The 15,739-nt window shown below is 66.9% G+C and carries 12 protein-coding genes and 1 pseudogene; 3 read left to right on the forward strand and 10 right to left on the reverse strand.

The features are described from left to right. Positions 1-17: 17 nt before the first annotated feature. From ACPCXD_RS22245 to ACPCXD_RS22265, 5 genes are all read right to left on the reverse strand, one after another. The gene (locus tag ACPCXD_RS22245; RefSeq protein WP_423661156.1) at positions 18-926 is read right to left on the reverse strand and encodes an AI-2E family transporter; all 909 of its coding nucleotides are present in this window, start codon (positions 924-926) and stop codon (positions 18-20) included. Continuing rightward, positions 923-1,480: a DUF2231 domain-containing protein gene (locus tag ACPCXD_RS22250; protein ID WP_145692015.1), complete on the reverse strand. Its 558-nt coding sequence runs from the start codon at positions 1,478-1,480 to the stop codon at positions 923-925. The genes ACPCXD_RS22245 and ACPCXD_RS22250 overlap by 4 nt, the downstream gene beginning before the upstream one ends. Before the next feature lie 1,049 nt (positions 1,481-2,529). Beyond that, a complete protein-coding gene (locus tag ACPCXD_RS22255) occupies positions 2,530-4,320 on the reverse strand; it encodes a glycoside hydrolase family 15 protein (RefSeq protein ID WP_145692014.1) in 1,791 nt (596 codons plus the stop codon). Between the two features lie 26 nt (positions 4,321-4,346). Beyond that, entirely contained in the window at positions 4,347-5,978 is a 1,632-nt protein-coding gene (locus ACPCXD_RS22260) for an ABC transporter permease (RefSeq protein WP_229564859.1), read from the reverse strand. Continuing rightward, positions 5,975-6,910, reverse strand: a complete 936-nt coding sequence (locus ACPCXD_RS22265; protein WP_120282718.1) for an ABC transporter ATP-binding protein — start codon at positions 6,908-6,910, stop codon at positions 5,975-5,977. Before ACPCXD_RS22265 ends, ACPCXD_RS22260 begins: the two co-directional genes overlap by 4 nt. A 429-nt stretch (positions 6,911-7,339) precedes the next feature. Here ACPCXD_RS22265 and ACPCXD_RS22270 point away from each other — a divergent pair. Further along, a pseudogene (locus ACPCXD_RS22270) lies at positions 7,340-7,738 on the forward strand (hypothetical protein); the annotation flags it as partial. Positions 7,739-7,779: 41 nt separating this feature from the next. On the opposite strand, the gene otsB reads toward ACPCXD_RS22270, so the two are convergent. Then, positions 7,780-11,370 (reverse strand): trehalose-phosphatase, encoded by a 3,591-nt coding sequence (gene otsB / locus ACPCXD_RS22275; RefSeq protein ID WP_423661158.1) that lies wholly within the window; start codon positions 11,368-11,370, stop codon positions 7,780-7,782. A gap of 280 nt (positions 11,371-11,650) precedes the next feature. Continuing rightward, positions 11,651-12,115, reverse strand: a complete 465-nt coding sequence (locus tag ACPCXD_RS22280) for a hypothetical protein (protein ID WP_420714434.1) — start codon at positions 12,113-12,115, stop codon at positions 11,651-11,653. A gap of 99 nt (positions 12,116-12,214) precedes the next feature. On the opposite strand from ACPCXD_RS22280, the gene ACPCXD_RS22285 reads away from it, so the two are divergent. After that, on the forward strand, positions 12,215-13,084 hold the full coding sequence (locus ACPCXD_RS22285; RefSeq protein WP_229564860.1) for a universal stress protein: 870 nt from the start codon (positions 12,215-12,217) through the stop codon (positions 13,082-13,084). An 83-nt stretch (positions 13,085-13,167) separates the two neighbouring features. Further along, complete coding sequence (locus tag ACPCXD_RS22290; protein ID WP_229564861.1) at positions 13,168-14,043, forward strand: universal stress protein; 876 nt, start codon at positions 13,168-13,170, stop codon at positions 14,041-14,043. Positions 14,044-14,605: 562 nt separating this feature from the next. Here ACPCXD_RS22290 and ACPCXD_RS22935 read toward each other — a convergent pair. The 3 genes from ACPCXD_RS22935 to ACPCXD_RS22300 all read right to left on the reverse strand — a co-directional run. Beyond that, positions 14,606-14,746, reverse strand: a complete 141-nt coding sequence (locus ACPCXD_RS22935) for a hypothetical protein (RefSeq protein WP_229564862.1) — start codon at positions 14,744-14,746, stop codon at positions 14,606-14,608. Between the two features lie 353 nt (positions 14,747-15,099). Next, a complete protein-coding gene (locus tag ACPCXD_RS22940; RefSeq protein ID WP_514132889.1) occupies positions 15,100-15,273 on the reverse strand; it encodes a DUF8730 family Cys-rich protein in 174 nt (57 codons plus the stop codon). 48 nt (positions 15,274-15,321) lie between these two features. Beyond that, positions 15,322-15,739 (reverse strand): rhodanese-like domain-containing protein (locus ACPCXD_RS22300; RefSeq protein WP_423661157.1); only part of this gene is annotated, 418 nt, incomplete at its 5' end.

A 15,739-nucleotide genomic window follows, 5' to 3' on the forward strand; every position in this document is an offset into this window, starting at 1 on the left:
TATTGCGGTGGCGGCGGTCAGCCGCGGTCGAGACGTGGGAAGAGCACTTCCTGTGCGATCAGGTGCACCGCCGCGGCGAAGGGAATCGCCACCAGCGCTCCCACCAAGCCCAGCAGGGCGCCGCCGATCAGGACGGCGATCAGGGTACTCAGAGCCGGTACCTCGACCGAGCGTCCGATGATCTTGGAAATGAGCAGGTAGTCCTCCCCGAGGCGGAAGGCGATGAAGAACACGATCGTGGTCACGCACACCGGCGCCGAGACCGTCAATGCCACAGCGGCCACCGCGATCCCGGCGATCAGGGAGATGAGGATGTTGCCGAGGACGTAGGAGCCGACCTTCGCGAAGATCTCGTCGCCGAGCAAAATCGCCCGGGGGCGCCGTGAGTGCGGGACGAACCGATAGAGGGTGGCACGTAAGCGGGGGAGATCGGCGAGGAAATAGACGGTCAGTACCGTGACGATGAGGGTGTCGGTCAAGGCGGTGAACACGGCCTGACCGGCGGTGACGATGTCTCCGAGCACCGATGTGCCTGCGCCGCCCCAGAACTGGGTCAACCGGTGTTGTAGGTCGAAGCGGGCATTGAGACGGCCGAGCCATGACGACGGCTCGGTGAGTTGTTCGAAGTAGTGCGGGGCGGCAGCGATCAGCGCCGATGCCTGTTCGGTCAACGCAGGAATCGCCGCGGCCACCAATGCCATGAGTGCGGCGCCACCGACAACGAATACGGTGGTGAGCGCGCCCGCCGCGGCAGTCATTCCGGTGAAGAAGGGGGAGTGGCGATCGAATCGGGGACCGAGTGTGCCGCGAGGGGAGCGGTCGTTGCTCAGTGCGGCCGCAGCCTGTTCGGCGGCGGCGATGGGGTCGGGATCCGGAACTCGCTCCGGATCGGACTGGTCCGGTGGATCACCGTCCGAATCGGTCATGGTCGGGTCCAGCGGATACCGAGGTCGTATCTGCGTGCCGGGTGTGCATGGTTGCTGTCGGCGGGGGATTGCCGTGTCTGCGCGGCCGCATTCGAGGACGCCGCGATATCGCCCCACACTGCGCGTGAACCGGATTCGCCGACCCGGTAGATCTGCACGATCATTGCGGCGGCAGTGACGAGCGCCAGTGCGGCTGCGACCGCTCGGAGCAGCGTGGACGGTCGAGTTGTTCGTTCTCGGAGATGAAGCGCGGCAAGAATCAGGGTGGCGAGGAACAGAACTGTGGCGAAGTAGACCATCGTGTCGCCCAGTTCGGTGTGGGTGTGCACGGCCGCTGATCGTTCGACGTGGTCTTCGAGCCATTCACCGGCGTCCGTGGTCACCGGAGTCAGGGCCAGTACGACGGTCGCGAGAGCGACGGTCAGCCAGATGAGTTGACGTCGGGCAGCGGGCCACACTCCGCACACTGCAACGAGGATTGCGGTCACCGGAGTGAGGACCACCATGAAATGGACGAGCAGTACATGCGCCGGAAGGCCGCTGACAGTCGACATGACCTCAGTATTCGAGTGCGTATGCCGATGCGGGGGCGAGTTCGGGCGGATCCAACAAAATGGCATCTTGTCGGCTCTCGACCTCCAAGCATTCTCAGCAGGTCTGGAAAGCGCGCTTTTCGGGCGCGCAGGTGTGCACTCGGATCACGGGTGAACAGCGGTGTGAATCGGCCGCACCGAGGAGGACGATGGGACGTGGGCGTGGGTCGAAGTTCTCGGCCCGACGACCCGGGAAGGGCGGTGCGCGGCGGTGAACATGATGACGATGATGGACCAAGCGCATATGGTGCTCCACCAGTTGATGATGTGGCTGCACATGATGGGTGGGATGCCGATGATGCACATGCCCATGTAGTACGAGATCCTCCATTCGGCACCCGACGGCCGTCGGGTGTCCGGCTGGCATGTGGCCTCAGCGATGAAGTGGGGGTGCTCGACCCGCAGATCCAGCGCACCATCGGGTCACGGGCCTGTTTCTCTGTGCCCGGTCCTGGTCTTACCTGGACGGCCGTGTCCGGTCCAGGGCGTTCACATGAACTCGGCAGGTTCGCAGTCTGCTCCGGGTAGGGGAAGAACTCGGATACGGTTCGCGCACAGGTGCATAACGGCGCCAAATCTGTTGTGTACCAGGTTTCGTCTGCTCCTGGCCGGAAACCGGGGCGCCGGCGCGGCTCGCGTCTTGCAGAGAGCGGTCATCCGGTGGCCCAGGCAGGACAACAGAGCATTCGAGCCAAACAGACTGTGACCGCGCCGGTCCCTGGCAGGGGCAGCAAGATCATGGACGTCGGGAGTGGCGCAGAGAGCAAGGCCACCAACATCGGATGTGGCACCATGATCGACATGTGCTGCAGCAAAACGGGTTCGGTAGTTCCTGACCGACGGCATACGACACTCGTCTTGCTGCTGATGGAGCACACCCACGTTCGCTGAACGGATGCGGACGCGAAGAGACGTGCAGAAGGCGACAGGATCCGAGTCTCCTTCGACGGAGTGTCCCGAAGGTAGACACCTCCGCAGAGCGGATATCGACGCATGGACGCTCCCCAACGTCACCGCGGGGCAGGGCGATGGGTGCCGACGCGGTAACCGGACAGGTGCCGCGCGGTGTTGACCAACGCTACGTGGCTGAAGGCCTGGGGGACGTTGCCGAGTTGGCGACGCGCGTCGGGGTCGTACTCTTCGGCGAACAACCCGACGTCGTTGCGCACCGACAGCACGCGTTCGAACAGCTCGCGGGCATCGTGAACGCGACCGGCGCCGTACAGCGCGTCGGCGAGCCAGAAGCTGCACGCCACGAATGTCGCCTCGGGTTCGGCGATGCCGTCGACCTGCTCGAGCTCGGGGCGGTAGCGCAGGATGAATCCGTCCCGGCCCAGCTCACGCTCGATCGTCGACACGGTGCCGACCACGCGGGGGTCGTCCCACGGCAGAAAGCCGGTGCGGGGTATGAGCAGCAGCGCCGCATCCACCCCGCGGCTGCCGTAGAACTGGGTGAAGGTGCCGCGGCGTGCATCGAATCCTTCCTGCAGGATCTCGGTTCGGATCTGTTCGCGCAGCGCGCGCCACCGATCGACCGGTCCGGGGAGGCCGAACCGCTCAACGGCTCGGACGCCGCGGTCCACTCCTGCCCAGGCCATCACCTTGGAGTGCACGAACGGGCGTGGCTGACCGCGTATCTCCCACAGTCCGTTGTCGGGTTCGTGCCAGTGACCTTCGAGGAAGTCGAGCAGGGCAACTTCGATGTCCCATGCGGGGTCGCCGCGCAGGCCGTTCTCGCGGGCCAGATGCAGACAGTCGAGTACCTCGCCCCACACGTCGAGTTGGAACTGCTCGGCGGCGGCGTTGCCGACGCGCACGGGTGCGGAACCGTTGTAACCGGACAACCACGGCAGGGCGAATTCTGGCACTCGTCGTGCTCCGTCGAGCCGGTACACCATCTGCAGGTCCGCGGGGTTTCCCGCAACTGCCCGTACCAGCCAGTTGCGCCATGCCTTGGCCTCTGCGACGAATCCGCAACCGAGCAGAGCTTGCAGAGTGAAGGCGGCGTCGCGGAGCCAGCAATATCGATAGTCCCAATTGCGGCTGCCACCGATCTGCTCGGGTAGCGAGGTGGTGGCCGCCGCCACGATGCCCCCGGTCGGACGATAGGTCAGAGCCTCGAGGGTGATGAGCGAACGACGTACCGCGTCGGTGTGCTCCCCGCTGTAATCGCACGAGTCGATCCAGTCGGTCCAGTACCTGTCCGTATCGAAGATCGCCTGGCGTGCATCGAGCGGCCGGGGTGCGTGCTCGTAGGACAGACCGTAGGTGAGCACGAACGGAACGGTGTCTCCGGCGTGGATGTCGAACTGTCCGGTGGTTCGCATATCGTGCCCGCGCAGCGGCACCGGAGTGCGGAGCCAGACGGCATCGGGACCGGCGACGGCGGTCAGGCATCCCGGGACTCGGCGGACCCACGGGACGATGTGCCCGTAATCGAACCGCAGCCGAAGCTCGGTCTGCATCCTCACCGATCCGGTCACGCCCTCGACCACACGGACGACGTCGGCGGTCTGTCGCCGCACCGGCATGCAGTCGGTGACCCGCACCGACCCTGTGGCGGTGACCCATTCGGTCTCCAAGATCAAGGTGTCGCGGCGGTACGCCCGCCGCGTGCAGGAACCGCCTTCCACGGGAGCGAGCAACCATCGTCCCGCCTCGTCCCCGTCGAGCAGCGCGGCGAAACACGCAGGTGAGTCGAAGCGTGGCAGGCACAACCAGTCGATCGACCCGTCACGACCCACCAGCGCAGCAGTGTGCAGGTCTCCGATCAACGCGTAGTCCTCGATGCGCTGACGCATACGTCGACCTCTCCGAGTCGAGACCCTCATCTCAGATCGCGGCGACGGAATCCGACCGCTCCGACAACGATCAGGACGACCGCGAGGAAGATTTCTCCCATCACCGGCACGGGGGTGAAGGTTGCTCCGGGCAGTTTCGGCAGATGCCCGAACGGTTCCGCATCGAGGGCCCACTGCGGAAGATCCGTGAGCGAGCCGATGCTGAAGATCAGCAGAAACATCACGTAGACCGCCCACGCGGCCGGTGTGAACCGTGGGAGCCACCCGAACAGCATCATGGTGACGCCGACACAGATCCAGACCGCGGGTAGTTGCACCAGAGCACCGGCGAGCGAGCCGGGTGCGGTGCCGGCGATGTCTCCGGTCGCGGCACCATAGGTCAGCGCCACGGCGACACCGGCCGCGAGCAGCGCCACCGCCGGTCCGAGCATCGCGAACATCAGGTGGCTCAGCACCCAGCGGAGTCGCCCGACGCGGCCGGCGATGACCGACTCGGCGCGGTGCGCGGTTTCTTCGTAGTGCAGTCGCAAGGTGGCGGAGATGGCGTACGCCGACGCGGCGATACCCAACATGGTGAGCGCCAGCGCTACGAATGCGTCTTCGAGCACGGTTGTGCCGCCGAGCCGGGCGATGATCTCGTCGATGGCTTCGTTGCCACCGAACTGGGCGCCGAGCCCGTGCGCGGCACTGCCGAACAACAGTCCGTAGAGGAACAACGCGATGCTCCAGGCAACAAGGGAACCGCGGTGCATCCGCCACGCGAGTCCGACAGGTCCGGCCAGGCTCGGACCGGCGACCCGTTCGCCGGGGCGCTCGGCGAGAAGTCCGCTGCCCAGATCACGGCGGTGCAGCAGCACATAGGCCGCGGTGACCGTGACTGCCGTGACGGCCGCGTGCAGTAGCAGTACCCACCAGCGTTCGTCGGCGAACGGGCGCAGTTGCAGCGACCAGCCCTGTGGAGACAGCCACGACAGCGTCCCGGTCCCGGCGTCGCCGACGGCGCGCAGCGCGAAGAACACCCCCAGGGTTCCGAGCGCGATACCGCGCGCCGGACGTGCCGAAGCGGTCAGCTGTGCGGCGATCGCGGCGACCCCGGTGTACACCAGACCGCATGCAGCCAGGGCACTTCCGAAGCCGATCGAACCGGCTGCGGGCAGGTCGTACAGATACAGCACGAACGCGAACGATGTTCCGACGACGATCGACGCGCCGGCCGCGACGAGCACTGCGGCCGTGAGTTCGGCGTACCGGCCGACGACGGTCGAATCGACCAGTTCGGATCGTCCGGACTCCTCCTCGGCACGGGTGTGCCGGATGACGGTGAGAATCACTGCGACTCCGATCGCGGTGTACAGCGCACCGGCCTTCCAGATGGCCACCGCCCCTGGCGTAGCCGCGAAGATCGGCCCGTACATCGCGATCAGCGCCGGGCTGGCGGCGGTCGCGACAGCGAAGCGCTGTAGGTCTGCTGCGGTGGGGTAGACCGACTCGATGCTGCCGGCGTAGGTCGTCGGCAACAGCACCCCGATGATCAGGACCCACAGGGGCAGCACGATCCTGTCGCGACGCAGACACAGCCGCACCAGTTGTGTCGTACCGGTGAGAGTGCCTGGGGCCCGTCTGGGGCGGAGGGACACAGGGGCCGGCATCGTGGTCATGTCCGCTCCTCGACTTCGGTGGCGACTCGGTGCTGCGGTCCGTTCTCCACCCGGTAATGCCGAAGGAACAGTTCCTCGAGAGTTGGTGGTGTGCTGATCAGGCTGCGCACACCGGCGTCGCCGAGCAGGCGGACGAGGTCACCGAGGCCGTCCTCGTCGACCTGGCAGTGCACCGTGGTGCCGTCGAGGACGACATCCGTGACGCCGGGAACCCGCCTCAGGTCGCCGGGGTCGCCGACCAGTTCGGCGGTGATGGACATGCGTCCGAGGTGGCGCATCTGTTCGACCGCGCCGGAGTCGACCGTCCGGCCGTCACGGATGATCGTCACCTTGTGGCACAACGCCTCGACCTCGGAGAGGATGTGGCTCGACAGCAGGACGGTGGCACCGCGCGCCACTGCTTCGCGGGCGCACTCGCGGAAGACCTGCTCCATCAGTGGGTCGAGACCGGAGGTGGGTTCGTCGAGCAGCAACATCCGCGCATGCGACGACAACGCCGAGATCAGCGCGACCTTCTGTCGGTTGCCCTTGGAGTAGCTTCGGGTCTTCTTGCGAGGATCGAGGGCGAACCGCTCGATGAGTTCGTCGCGACGGTATTCGTCGAGTCCGCTGCGCAGTCGGGCCAGTAGGTCGATCGTTTCGCCCCCGGTCAGTGACGGCCACAAGGTGACATCGCCGGGCACGTACGCGACATCGCGGTGCAGGGTGACCGCCTCGGACCAGGGATCGCGTCCGAGCATCCGTACCCAGCCGGAGGTGGGCCGCAAAATCCCCAGCAGAACCCGCAAGGCGGTGGATTTGCCGGCGCCGTTCGGGCCGAGGAAGCCGTGGATCTCTCCGGCGTCGACCGTGAGGTCGAGCCCGTCCAGTGCGTGGACGTGACCGAAATGCTTGTGCAGATCGCGTACCTCGATCACATGTTGCGCGTCCATCTGCGCTCCCGTCCTGGCGTGCAGGTCGGTGCATCTGTCGGCCGGACCGGACGGTGGGGCGCGGGCACCGATCTGTCCTCCACTGTGACGAGTTCGCCGGTCGGACGGCAAGAGCCCTTGGTCCGCAGATTTTCCCGTGCTCTCCGGCTGGTATGCCGGTGTTCGTTGTGTGTGCATCCCGTGCTCGGTTCATCCTCGATACCGGGACGGTCGTCTCGGGACATGTAGGTCACGGGACATGTAGGTCCGGACGCGGATTGTCGCCGGGAGGGAAGGCCTCATGGATTCGGACGAGACGATGATGGCGTGGCGGGTGAGCGATCCGCGTCCGATTCACGACAAGCCGTTGACGTTCGCACCTGCGGCTGTACCTCGCGCTGGTGCCGGTGAGTTGTTGGTCGAGGTCCGCGCGTGCGGGGTGTGCCGCACCTTGCTGCCCAACTCGGGGCAGCCTCGGTCCAAGGTGCCGCCGACGCGCCGCCGGTTCCGCTCGATTCGGCGATCGTGTTCGCTCCGGTGGGAGAATTGGGGCCGATGGCTCTCGAGGCGCTCGACCGTGGTGGGATCCTGTCGCTCGCGGGCATTCATCTGACCGATGTCCCGCCCCTGAACTATCAACGGCATCTGTTCTACGAACGGGAGATCCGGTCGGTGACCGCCAATACCCGCCGGGAGGCGCGGGAGTTCCTGCGGTTCGCGGCCGAGCATCGGATCCGCGTGAGCGCCAACGGGTACCGGTTGTCCGAGGCGCAACGAGCGTTGACGGATCTGGCCGACGACCGGGTTCGGGGCGCGGCCGTGCTGGTCCCGGATCGATTCTCGCCCTGACCGAGGGCCGTGAGCGCCGAGGGCAGCGGTGGTCGGCGCGGTCAGCTCACGGTGACACTACTACCGGGGTGCAGGACGACGAGCGAATCGCGGCACATGATCTCGATCGGCGGTTGATGTCCCGATTCGGCGGTGATCTCGATCGAACGGCCACTGACCTTGAGCCACAGTTGCCGGCCGCGATAGTAGATCGGGAATTCCAGGGTTCCCAACGTGTCGGGCCACTGGGGGCAGAGGATCAGCCGGTCACCGCGTACCTCGAGTCCGGTGAAACAACGTTGCAGCAGATCGATGCTGCCGGCCATGGCCGCGAGGTGGATGCCCTCGGCGGTCGTCCCGCCCTGGATATCGGTGATGTCGGAGGCGAGGACCTGCTCGAAATAGCGGATTGCCCGATCGCGGTGCCCTCGCGCCAGCACCCATGCGTGCACCACGGCGCTCAGGGTCGAACCGTGGGAGGTGCGGGCGAGGTAGTACTCGATCGTGCGTGGAATCGCCTCGGGTTCGAGACCGTATCCCAGCTGCTGCAGCAGGTCACGGAGTTCGTCGGCAGAGAGCAGATAGAACAACATGACCACGTCGGCCTGCTTCGATGCCCGATAACGGTTGACGTCGTCACCTTCGGCTTCGAGCAGGCGGTCGAGGCGGCGGATGTCGCCGTAGCGTTCGCGGTAGTGATCCCAATCGAGTTCGGACAGCTCGGCGTAACCGTCGAATTGGCTGATGACCCCGTCGTGGAAGGGAACGACCATGCGGCGGCCGAGATCGGACCACCGGACCATCTCCTCGGCATCGAGGCGCAGCCGGTCGACGAGTTCGGCGCGATAGCGGTCGGGGACGAGGTCGAGCGCCTCGATCGCCCGGTGAATCACCCAAACCGCCATGATGTTGGTGTACGCATTGTTGTCGACCCCGCCGTACGGGGCATGCGGATACCCGGAGTGGAACTCGTCGGGGCCCATCACCCCGCGGATGCTGTACCGGGAGCGGAACCGGTCGTAGGAAGCCAGAGAGGCGAAGAATCGGGCGATCTCGATCAGCACCTCTGCTCCCTGATCGGCGAGAAACTCCAGATCGCCGGTGACCTGGTAGTAGTGCCAGACGTTGTAGGCGACCGCGATGCCGATGTGGTGCTGTCGCCAACTCGCATCGGGAAGCCACCGTCCCGAGCGTGGATTCAGATGCAGCTGCTGGCTTTCCTCCCGGCCGTCGCTGCCGGACTGCCACGGATACATCGCCCCTCGGTAGCCGGCGGCGGCCGCCGCACGACGCGCTTCGGGTAGCCGCCGGTAGCGGTACTGCAACAGTGACCGGGTCAGCGCCGGCTCGCGCAGGTTCAGCACCGGGAAGACGAACAATTCGTCCCAGAAGATGTGACCGCGATAGGCCTCCCCGTGCAGTCCGCGGGCGGGCACTCCCACATCGAGGTCGGCGGTGTTACGCGAGACGGTCTGCAGCAGGTGCAGCAGATGAAAGCGTACGATCCGGGACTCGTACGGGTGGTGGGCAAGATCGATGTCGACGCGGTCCCACAGGTGCTCCCATGCCAGAACATGCCCATCCAGGATCTCGTCGAAGCGGCCTACACCGGCGAGCAGACGCTCGGCGGCGTCGGCCGGCTCGGAGACGGCGTGATCGCGGCCGGTGAACACGGTCGCGGTCTTCTCGACGACGATTGCACCGCCGGTCTCGAGGTCGACGGTGATCAGGTGGCCGATCCTTTCGCCGGCGCCGACCTCGGCCCCGTCGTCATCCTCGACGTACCGGTATCGGCCTTCACAGCGGTGTCCATCGGACCAGATAGTGGTGCGCGCCGCGGTCGCAACCGGGATGCGGGACTGGGTGGTCTGCATCGTCAGCACCACCGTATCGGGGGTGGTTTCGGTGGCGACGAGGCGTTCGAGGTGATCACTGGACAGATCGCGGTAGCGGTCGACGAGGGTGTTGCGAACCGCACCGTCGAGCATGGAGCGGAACTCGATGGTGCCGCTCCAGTTCTCGGCCATCACCGTGGTCTGCATCGCGCCGACATGCGGCAGGTGCATGGCGACGAAGCGGCGTTGGACGAGGGTGGTCGTGCGGCCCTGCCGGTCGCGCCAGCGCAGCCGTCGGGTCAGCACCGCGCGGCGCAGATTCAGGTACTGGCGGTGGTCGAGCAGCTCGACGGTGTCGACATCGAACCACTCCCCGTCGTCGATGCGGAAGGTCAACGGTAGCCAGTTGGTGGCGTTGACCAGGCTTTCGTTTGCGATCGGGACACCGTCGCGATCGTCGTGCAGACGGTTGTACAGGCCCGCGATGTAGGTGCCCGGATAGTGCAGAGCCCCTGCCGAGGATTCCGGTGCGCACCCGCGGGTGGCAAAGTAGCCGTTGCCCACCGTGCACAGCGCCTCACGCAGCTTCTCGTGCGGGGGGTCGTAGCCGTCGAAGTACAAGATCCACTCACCCGCTTGAGATGGGGTGGCGGGGTCGCGGTCGAGCAGATCCGCCAGGCGAGTCAGCACGTCGCGCACCTGCTCGGGACTGTTCACGGCGAAATGGGCGGCGGAGCGGCGGTCGTCGGCTTCCTCACTGCGGACGACGATGCCGATCCCTTTGTCGGCGAGGGCGTCGAAGGCATCCTCGTCGGTCGGATCGTCACCGAAGTAGATCGGCACGAGTGCCTGAGGTTCGGTGACCTGATCGAGGATCCGGCGCAGCGCCGCTCCCTTGTCCGGTGCACGCGCAGAGATCACCTCGAACACTTTGCGGCCGCGCAGAATCCGGAGGCGATCCTGTGCTCCTGCGATCTCGGCGACGGCCGTGGTGACGTCCTCGACGCACTCGGGGGGCGCGGCGCGCCAGTGGACGGTGACGACGAAGCGGCGGTGTTCGACCACGACACCCGGGATCGCGCGCAGCCGGTGTTCGAGGCGTCGGGACACCTGGGTCAGGAGCGCAATGGCGGCCACCGCGTCGGGATCGTCGTACCGTTCGCCGTGCGGGCCGGCGAGTTCGCTGCCGTAGCTGCCCGCATACCGGATCCCGGGGATCCCGATCCGTGCCTGCACGTCGGTCAGATCGCGGCCGCTGATCACCGCGACCGGGCAGGCCGCCGCCAGTCGCCGCAATGCTGCGCCGGTGCCGTCGGGAAGAGTTGCGGCGTCCGGATCCGGCACGATGTTGGCCAAGGTGCCGTCGAAGTCGAGCAGGATCGCCGGGGTGCGCACGCGCAGCAGGGCTGCCACCTCGTGCCGGGAAGTGAGGGCGTCGGGGATCGCCGACAGGTGCAGATCGCCCGCGCGCAGGTCGATCTCGCTGGGATCGCCGACGACCATCACGGTGTGCTGTCGGCGGGATGCCCCGGCGCTGTCCGGGCCGCTGACGACGATCACCAGGGCGAACCCGGCTCGGTGCGCCGCGGCGGCGACCTCGTCGTCGGCGGTGAGCACGACGGTCAGCGCGGGTGAAACGTGCAGTCCCGCCGCGGCTTGTCGGGGAGAGGCGTCGTCGAGTCGGATCAGCGGTGCAGCGTCGAGACCCGGTGTTTCGCGCAGTGTGTGCGGTCCACCGCCCTGGAAGAACACTGCTACATGGATTTTCGCAGCCTGCAGTTGGTGCAGCAGCGCACCGGCGGTGGGGTAGTCGATCATCACGCCGAGGTCGACAAGAACCGCCTCGTGGTGGCGCAGGTCGATCACCGGTCTGGCGGCATCCGGTCGGGCGGCGTGCTGGTGATCTGGCTGGTACACGGCGCCTTCCCCGGGAAGCAGCACTTCCTCCCGAGTCGGGTGTACCGCCGCAGGAGGTCCCGCGTCGCGATGACGTGGTGCTCTGATCATGGCACTGTCGGGGCCACCACGGTCGGCAATTGGTCCGGTGCCGGACTGCCGCTCCGCCGTCCAACCGGGGCGTCTGCCCGGTACGGCGTGGTCAGTGCCGGTTGTCGGTGATCTCACCGCCGATGGTCCGGGCCCATGTGTCGATGTCGTGCCAGTCCCGTGCGTCGCCGTATCGCCCGCCCATGAGGCGAAAGACGATGCGTCCGAAGCCTGGCCAGTCGCCGGGGGCGATCGCGCCGGCGAAGAACCGGTGATCCCGGAGCTCGGTGCGGGTCCGCAACATCTGTACTGCGTCGGGTTCGGACATGACGCGCCGTAGATATCGTGCCACCCGAGGGGAGAGAGTCGTGCTCGTCGCACCCACCGACGACACCGAAAACGCCCATACCGCACATTGATGTGCGGGCAGGTCGAGTCGTTCGACCGCTGCGGTAGCGTCGGGAAGACATTGCCCGTTGTGGATGGCGCTGCCGAGCACCAAGGTTGTCATCGTGTGCCTTCGGTGGTGGACGTTCGGCGCTGATCCAGCGGACGACCGAGCGAAGCACGACCACACTCGGCCTGTGATGGGGGACCTTCGCCTCTACGGTATCGATCCGAGCCCGGTGACGATGGAAAGACCCGGGAAATCCCGCCCCGGATCCGAGGAGCCGAGATGGCCACGCACCGTTCCATCGTCGTCGGAGTCGACGGATCCGAACAGTGCTTCCAAGCGGTGTCCTGGGGCGCACGGGAAGCCTCGCTGCGGAAGATACCGTTGTCGCTGGTCACGACCGTGCCCGGGCGTGGCACCCCCGGCATCCCCATAGGTATGCCGACGGCATTTTTCGAGCAGGAAGAACTCGACGGCCGGCAGCGACTCGCCGAGGCCGCCAAACACGCATCCGACACCGTCGCGGGAGTGCAGATCGAGTCCCATCTGTGTACCGGTCCACCGGCCGCGGAGCTGATCGAACGATCAAGCGCGGCGGTGCTGGTGGTGCTCGGCGCCGGCCGCCGCAGTGTGGTCGAACGCGCTCTTCTGGGGTCGGTCGCGGCCGCGGTGGTCACCCATGCCTGCGGACCGGTGGTGATCGTGCAGGATCTGCCCTATATCTCGGTCTCGGATCTGTCCGGCCCGATCGTCGTCGGCGTGGACGGATCCGACTGCAGCACGCGGGCGGTGACTGCGGCATTCGAGGAGGCATCGCTACATAGCGCCGAGCTGGTGGCGGTGCACGTCTGGTCCGATGCCGAGATGAACCTGCCCTTCCGCCGGACCCTCGACTGGGGCGGAATCGAAGCTCGGGAGCGGACGCTCCTGAGCGAGAACCTGGCCAGGTACGCGCCGCAGTACCCCGAGGTGCGGGTCCGCGCGATCGTCGCCCTGGACCGGCCCGTCCGTCAGTTGCAGAACTTCGCTGATGGGGCGCGACTGGTGGTCGTCGGCAGCCGCGGACGCGGCGGCTTTGCGAACATGCGGATCGGGTCGACCACCAGGATGCTGCTGCACACCGTTCCCTGCCCCCTGATGATCGTGCCCTGACGGCGACAGCGCCGACGCACCCCACCGGAGGGGACACCGATGACGATGCCGGACACGCTCTTCTCCTGTCGAAGGAACTCGCCATGACCATGCGCCGATCGATCGTGGTAGGAGTCGACGGATCGCCTTCCGCGCTGCAAGCCGTGGCGTGGGCAGCGCAGGAAGCCGCCCGACGCCACGTCCCCCTGTCCATACTGGCGGCGATGCCGAATCGGAGCACCTACGGTGTTCCGATTGGACTGTCCGCCTCATTCTTCGAGCAGGAAGAACTCGAGGCGCGCACGCACCTGGACGAGGCCGTCGACTGCGCGGGCAGGACCGTCCCGGAGCAGAGCCTCGATATCGACACCCGGCTCGGTTGGGGAGGGCCGATCCATGAGCTGCTCGAGTGCTCGACCTCGGCGCTGATGGTCGTGGTCGGAGGTGGGCGCCGGAATGTGCTCGAGCGGATGTTTCTCGGTTCGGTCAGCGCCGCCGTCGTGGCGCATGCCCACGCCCCGGTGGTCGTCGTGCGGGACCTGCCGCACGTCGAGGTCACCGACATCACCGGGCCGGTCGTGGTCGGTGTGGACGGATCCGAATCCGGCGAACACGCCGTCACCGCCGCGTTCGAGGAAGCCGCGCTGCGAGGGGTGGAACTGGTGGCCGTCCACGCCTGGTCCGACCTCACCGTCCGCTCCCCGTTCCAAGTCGGCATCGACTGGGAAACAATGGAAACGAGCGAAAAAGTCCTGCTGTCGGAGAGTTTGGCCGGATACGCCGAGCGGTATCCGGACGTGCCGGTCCGTCCGGTGATGGTGATGGACCAACCCGCGCACAATCTGCGCGAACAGGCCGCGCACGCTCAGCTGCTGGTGATCGGGCGACGCGGACGCGGTGGTTTTTCCGGGATGCTGCTGGGTTCGACCAGTCGCGCCCTGATACACACCGTCACCTGTCCGTTGCTGATCGTGCGGTGACCACGCCCGCGGCGGACAACGACACCGCCGGTAGGCGTGGCGACGGGAGGGCCTGCTTCCTTCATGTGGATCCGGACAATGCGCCCGTCCTGGGGCGGCTCGAGGGTTCCGATGGGGACCTCGGGCCCTACTCGTACGGCAGGGGCACGCGCGAGACTGGACTGCACGGGTCACCGCGGTCCGGGACGCCCCCGGTTCGCCGGCAGGAAGTGACGTCACACGAGCATGGGGACTTTTGCGGAGACGATGCCGGACCGCCGCACGCTCGAGTCGGTGGTCGCGTCGGCCTGCCGCGCACCGTCCCTGCACAACAGTCAGCCCTGGCGGTGGGTTCTCGGCACGACCGAATTGAGGTTGTTCAGCGACCCCGAGCGCATCCTGCCGGCCACCGACCCCTCGGGTCGCCAGATGGTGCTCTCCTGCGGAGCGGTGCTGCACCACCTGCAAACTGCACTGCTCGCCCGGGTGGGCGGCGGACATCGACCGGCTGACGCCCGCGTCGTACCACGATCTGTTGGCCACGCTCCGGTTCCGTCGTACCCCCGCCGTCCCCGAGCAGGCGTTACGGATAGCGGCCGCGATCGAGCGTCGACGGACCGAGCGGCTCCTGATGGACGCCCCACCGCAGTGGCCGAGGACCGTTGCCCGATTGCAGGACCTCGTCGAGGGCACCGGTGTACAGCTCGGTGTGATCGATGAACATCAGCGGCCCGCCCTCGAGGACCTGTCCCGGCGGATCAGCGGGCTACGCCGAGCCGATCCCGACTACGAAGCGGAACTGACCTGGTGGACCGGCCAGGTGGTGTATCCCGAAGGGGTCCCCGCCGACGCGCTGCCCCCAGCGCATCGGACGGTCGCCACGGAACGGGAGTTTCCTGCAGGCACCGCCGGTGGTGGGCGGGACGCACCGGACCGCGCCGCCTTGCTGCTGCTGTCGACTACCACCGATACACGTCTGGACTGGTTGCGCTGCGGCGAGGCGTTGTCGGGGGTCCTTCTGCTCTGCGCCGATGAGGGACTGGCGAGCTGCCCGGTCACGCATCTGACCGCCTATGGTCACCGACGGAAGAGAGCGCGGACGCTGCGGCGCTCGACATGGGCAGGTCCGGTCTCCCGATGGCAGGTGCAGCGGTCGGCGACGGGTACGGATGCCATGACGGCGTCGACATGCTGTCCGCATCCACCCCATCCGGTCTTTCCGCAGTTCGCGCAGGTGACGGGGTAACACATGACAATTCTCCTCGGTACGCGATCTCGTGGAATGCGAATAGTCGATGATCAAGCAAGGGTGTGGGATTCTGCCCAGGCGTTGTAACCGCCGAGCAGGTCGGTGACGTTCCCGAAACCCTGCGCCCGCAGCAGCGATGCCGCCACGCTCGAACGCCACCCGCCGGCACAGTGCACCACGATCGGCTTGCCGACCGGCACCTGGTCCAGGCGGGCGCGCAACTGCGCCAACGGGATCGGCACCGCGCCCGGGATCGTCCCGAACTCGCGCTCACCGGGGTTGCGGATGTCGACGAGGGTGACCGCGTCGGCGGCGAGCAAGCAGTCGAGTTCCTCGACGGTCGTCCGGGGTGCGGCCTCGATCAGGCCGGCCAGCTCCGCGGGGAAGGCCCCGTCCCGATCGACGTTCAGATAGCCTGCGGCACCGTCGGATCCGATTCGCGCGAGACGCACCGCGGCGTCCTGCTCC

It is taken from the genome of Rhodococcus sp. AB351, assembly GCF_049538275.1.
Classification (GTDB): Bacteria; Actinomycetota; Actinomycetes; order Mycobacteriales; family Mycobacteriaceae; genus Rhodococcus.